Origin of the sequence: Pseudanabaena sp. 'Roaring Creek' (assembly GCF_001402795.1) — a bacterium.
Lineage (GTDB): Bacteria > Cyanobacteriota > Cyanobacteriia > Pseudanabaenales > Pseudanabaenaceae > Pseudanabaena.
The window spans coordinates 1-5,267 of the sequence record NZ_LIRE01000427.1; the positions used below are offsets into that span (position 1 = coordinate 1).

Sequence of the window (5,267 nt, forward strand, 5' to 3'; positions counted from 1 at the left end):
CTGAGCGAAGTCGAAGCTGTAGTTTTTATTTAAATTATCTATAGCAATATAGGCAATGAAGTGTCACGCGAAGCTTGGCACTTCATTGCTTATATTGCTGCTGCAGAAACGTGCTGATCGCATTATTAAAGATCGGTTCAAAGCACTGTAAAATATCATTGATTATTTAATTAACATTATCAAAATATTTGTGAAACCTTGGCAACTTATTGCTCCTGACTTAGTTTTGTCAGCCCCAATTTATAAGATCACACCGCAACTAATGGAAAAGCATGGATTGCGGGGCTTAATTTTGGATGTGGATAATACCTTAATAGGTGATGACGAAGCTGATGTGTCGGAGGAAATTCGGTTGTGGGTAGAGCAAATGCGGCAAAATTATCCGATCTGGCTAGCAAGCAACAATTTTAGCGATCGCCGTATTCAGAAGGTTGCTGAGAGTCTGAGCCTTCCCTACCGCAGTCGGGCTGGCAAACCTTCACGGCGAGTGGTGCGTCAAGTTCTCGAAGCGATGGGGTTTCCTCCTTCTCAAGTTGCGATGGTGGGCGATCGCTTATTTACCGATACGATTGTGGGTAATCGGCTCGGTCTATTTACAATTTTGGTACAGCCTCCCTGTGACGAACTGGTATTTAAACCTTCGATCGCCAGCATATTTAAAGCGCGATCGAGTTTTCTTCGCAATTGGGAGATTTGGATCGCCCGTAAATCTGGTGTAAAAATCTAGTTGTCACCCCTTGCATTAAGCTCCCCCGATAAGAGAAGGTTGGCGATAATCAAATCCAAACCAAGGAAATTTTTGAAAGCGTGCTTCGCACGCTTTCAAAAATTTCCTTGGTTTGGGTTTGAGCGCAAAGCGCTGTAGAACAGGCGACAGCTATATATTTAGAAGATATTTAGAAGTGAGGTTTATGATAAACGTAAAGGGCTGTAAGTTGATGATAGAGTCATTACAAGTCTTTTCTAACTAACAACAATGGGAAACCTTCAGGGACGAGATCTTCTTAGTTTGGCAGATTTGCAACCAAGTGAAATTCAGGAATTACTGACACTTGCAAAACAGCTTAAATCAGGGGAAATCCAGTATGACTTTCAGCGTAAAACCCTTGGATTGCTCTTTCGTAAAGCATCAACAAGGACAAGAGTTAGCTTTACCGTTGCTATGCATCAACTGGGGGGGCACGTAATCGACCTCGATCCTAATGTAACCCAAGTAAGTCGGGGCGAACCGATAGAAGATACTGCCAGAGTTCTCGATCGCTATTTGGATGTTTTAGCAATTCGCACCTTCGAGCAAGCGGAGCTAGAGACCTTTGCCAAATTCTCCAAGATCCCAATTATCAATGCTCTGAGCGATTTAGAGCATCCTTGTCAAGTTTTGGCAGACCTATTGACTGTACTGGAAAATTTTGGTTCGTTAAAAGGACTCACTCTCACCTATCTTGGCGATGGCAATAATATGGCGCATTCCCTGATGATTGGCTGCGCTCTCGTGGGCATGAATGTTCGCATTGCCTCACCAAAAAATTTTACTCCTAATCCTGAAATCGTCTCTCAAGCGAAGGCTTTAGCAACTAATTCTGAAGTTATTGTGACCAGCGATCCTAAACTTGCTGCCCAAGCAGCCCATGTGCTTTATACGGACGTTTGGGCGAGCATGGGTCAGGAGTCGGAAGCGGAAGATCGCGTTCCCATTTTTCAGCCCTATCAGTTAAATGCCGAACTTATGGCTTTAGCCGATAAATCTGCGATCGCTTTACATTGCCTACCTGCTCATCGTGGTGAAGAAATTACGGATGAAGTCATGGAAGGAGCGCAGTCCCGTATTTGGGATGAAGCGGAAAATCGCCTTCACGCCCAAAAAGCTCTATTGGCAAGCGTTCTCTAATTACAGAACTATGTTCCATTCTCAACTTTTGTAATCAACTTTTGTAATCAACTTTTGTAATCAACTTGAAAGTAGTTCAGCATAATTAAAAACTAAACCCAGAAGCGAGTACCGCCCGCTACGCGGGCGGTACTCGCTTCTGGATTTTACAGCGCTTTGCACCCAAACCCAAACCAAGAAAAAATTTGAAAACGTTGCGAAGCACCGTTTTCAGAATTTTTCTTGGGGGTTCGTTTCATCGGTAATTGCTGTAAGTTTACTTATACCTAACGTGAGTTCGGGATAATTTAAAACGGGCTTTGAGAAAAGGTTTGCTAGCTTAACCCGAACTCACGTACTTAGCTCCTTAATCAATTTATAATCAATATCGCTACCGCCAACGGTATCAGGACATAATACCAATTCACGAAAGTGTGACAACACTTTTGTGAATTAAAAACTAAACCCAGTAAGGGTTTTCAAAACACAAAATGGCTACGCCATTTTGTGTTTTGGTATAAAACCCAAGATCGTGTTGTCGTGCTCCGCACGACAACACGATCTTGGGTTTTAATTTTGTCCTAACAAGACTGGCGGTAGCTATAAATTATGGATGAACCAGCCATGCTCTTTGGATTGGCTGCACGATCGCCTGTACTAATGGGGACAGTCGCGCAATGTCCTGCAAACCATGCTCAGTCTGGACATGGATCCCTTGCTTGTAAATGCTATAGCCCTTAGTTCGCGCAACCCGAATTCCACAGTAGTATTTCGATTCCATTCCTTGAGCGTTTAATTTCTCTCGCCAACTATCGAGCTGTTCCTGTTGTTGAATATCGTCCAAATGCGAAATATCCGTAGCACGGAATAGGGCTCGGTCTAAAAAGCGACGGCTGAGATCGGCAAGAATGCGATCGCTACTATCGCACCATCGATGGAGGTGATAGTTAAAAACCGTATCATCAGAAGCAAAATACTGCTCGCAGGTAAGCATTTGTGGGTCTTGGGTCAGCCAAGCCATCATCGTGCGATCGCTAAATAAAAGCTCGTCTTGGGCATGGCGCTCCGCCGCAATCAAAAACTTGGCGCGGCGAAATATTTTCTCCAGCAAAAATCTTGCCGCAATATTTTTATGATGGTTATAAACCTGTAGGTACATAAAATAGCGTACTGTCAAATAATGTTCGATCGCCACTATTCCTTTGCGACCGATTACTAAGTTTTGGGAAATCGGATCGAACCGCAGCGCCAATAAAATCCGATCCAGATCCAATTGTCCGTATTTTGCCCCCGTAAAATAGCTATCCCTTTCCAAATAATCAAGGCGATCGCAATCGATCTGACTGGAAATTAACTGATAGATCAGCGGAACTGGATATTGTTTTGTAAAAATACTTTCCAATTCAGTTATCAAATCCGTGGAAAAGAGATTGAGAACCTCAGCAATTTTGCCGAACTTTAATAATCTTAAAGTCCATATTTCGTGATTACTACCAAAAACTTCTTCCGATGCATGGCTATAGGGACCATGACCGAGATCGTGGAGCAGGGCTGCCACCAACACCACCGTCCGATGGGTTGTCAGGTAAGGATACTTAGTAGCGATCGCATCAAAAGCTCGACGAGTCAGCGCCATCACCCCCAGAGAATGGGTAAAACGCGACCCTTCAGCCCCATGAAAAGTAAAGTAAGCGATATCAAGTTGGCGGATGCGCCGCAAACGCTGAAACTCAGGCGTATCAATTAATTGAATCAGTAAAGCTTCCGTGCGATCGTTGCTGTCAAGAGTAATTGCCCCATGAATCGGATCGTTATAAGTGCGAGACTTGCCAAGGATCATAGGATTTCAACTTTTAAAAATTCTAGAGTCTGCATCGTTCAGTAACAGCTCCGTAAGTAGTTAAGCATAATTACAACCCAAAACCAGAGAGCGTACCGCCCGCTACGCGGGCGGTACGCTCTTCTAGGTTTTAAGTTTACTTATGCTTGGCTACTTAATTCAGATTTTGTATAGAGGGCTGTGACCCAAATCACAATGTAATGACTATAAATACCATAAGTTAATAGGCAAGCCTATGCTTTTATATGAGTTTTGACCGCATTTTCTAAAAATAGGCAAGCAAATAACAAAGTATAGTTATAGCAACACAAAATAATTTGTCAGAAAAAACAATCCGAATTGTTATTTCTGATAAGCAAAACGGGAATTATATGATTGCTCAATGGGCCGAGCAATTGCTGGTTTTTAAGGTGAATTTAATTCATCTCGGAAATTGGGATATAGAGAAATAAATAGTTGCTACTTACAGCTTATTTGTACAGGCATAGGTAGTATGAAAGGCAAAATCAGTTACGGTAGTTTTGTTTCGATTGCACAGTTAACCGATATTCATTTATTTGGAGATATCGAGAGTTCTTTGTTAGGTATTCAAACTGAAGCTTCTTTTCAGGAGGTTTTGACTGCCATTAAAAGAAACCTACCGCAAATTGACCTATTGCTTTTGACTGGAGACTTAACTCAGGATGGCAGTGCCGCATCCTATGATCGCTTACGTCGATCGCTGGATCGGTTTGGTATTCATGCCTATTGCTTGCCAGGCAATCATGATGATGGCATCCTCATGAAAAGGCAGTTGCCTAGCGACTACGTCCATCTGAGCCGATCGCTTGATGTCGGTAAGTGGCGAATTTTATTACTTAGCTCCGTGGTCGTTGGGGCGGTACATGGCTATCTGGCAGATTCAGAGCTAGAATGGCTGGAAGACAATCTCAAAGCCTATCCCGAACGTCCAACGTTAATCGCTTTTCATCATCCTGCAATAACCCTAGGCTCGCGATGGATCGATGGTATTTGCCTAGAAAATCAAGATCAGTTTTGGGAAATCTGCGATCGGTACCCCCAAATAGAAGTTGTTATCAATGGTCATGCTCATCAGGAGTTTGACGAAATTTACGAAACTCCCCACAATTCAGTCAGATGTCTAGTCACGCCCTCGACCTGCATCCAGTTTGAGCCTAAAAATCACAAGTTTCAAATCGATAGTCAACCTCCCGGTTTTCGTCATTTACGGCTATATCCCAACGGAGCCATGGAAACGGAAGTTTATCGCCTTAAAGTTGGCAGTTTCTCCCCCGATCTTGCCGCGATCGGTTATTAAGTGCCTATAGCTTTCGCCAAGTGTCCTAGAGCGCTTCGCGCTCAAACCCAAACCAAGGAAATTTTGGAAAGCGTTGCAAAGCAACGCTTTCCAAAATTTCCTTGTGGTTCGTTTAATCGATAATTGCCGTAGGACATATAGTTGTTTTAAATAACTTGTAGACGGGCTTCGACTTCGCTCAGCCCTCGGTGTAAGCTAGCTGAGCGAAGTCGAAGCTGTAGTTTTTATTTGAATTATCTATA

4 protein-coding genes are annotated in these 5,267 nt (G+C 43.1%); 3 read left to right on the forward strand and 1 reads right to left on the reverse strand.

Annotated features, from left to right (window positions below):
• Positions 1-178 precede the first annotated feature (178 nt).
• Both AC805_RS14060 and argF read left to right on the forward strand, forming a co-directional pair.
• Complete coding sequence (locus AC805_RS14060) at positions 179-727, forward strand: YqeG family HAD IIIA-type phosphatase (RefSeq protein WP_331459078.1); 549 nt, start codon at positions 179-181, stop codon at positions 725-727.
• A 249-nt stretch (positions 728-976) separates the two neighbouring features.
• Positions 977-1,888, forward strand: a complete 912-nt coding sequence (gene argF, locus AC805_RS14065) for an ornithine carbamoyltransferase (protein WP_009626240.1) — start codon at positions 977-979, stop codon at positions 1,886-1,888.
• 586 nt (positions 1,889-2,474) lie between these two features.
• On the opposite strand, the gene AC805_RS14070 is transcribed toward argF, so the two are convergent.
• Complete coding sequence (locus AC805_RS14070) at positions 2,475-3,707, reverse strand: HD domain-containing protein (protein WP_055075999.1); 1,233 nt, start codon at positions 3,705-3,707, stop codon at positions 2,475-2,477.
• Positions 3,708-4,200: 493 nt separating this feature from the next.
• On the opposite strand from AC805_RS14070, the gene cpdA reads away from it, so the two are divergent.
• Positions 4,201-5,025 carry a 3',5'-cyclic-AMP phosphodiesterase gene (gene cpdA, locus AC805_RS14075; protein ID WP_055076000.1) on the forward strand — a complete coding sequence of 275 codons (825 nt, stop codon included), beginning with the start codon at positions 4,201-4,203 and terminating at the stop codon, positions 5,023-5,025.
• The last annotated feature ends 242 nt before the right edge of the window (positions 5,026-5,267 follow it).

What these genes read in the sequence shown, in the direction of transcription:
- AC805_RS14070 (WP_055075999.1), bottom strand. Translation starts at nt 3,707, where the DNA reads ATGATCCTTGGCAAGTCTCGCACTTATAACGATCCGATTCATGGGGCA.
- cpdA (WP_055076000.1), top strand. Translation starts at nt 4,201, where the DNA reads ATGAAAGGCAAAATCAGTTACGGTAGTTTTGTTTCGATTGCACAGTTA.
- argF (WP_009626240.1), top strand. Translation starts at nt 977, where the DNA reads ATGGGAAACCTTCAGGGACGAGATCTTCTTAGTTTGGCAGATTTGCAA.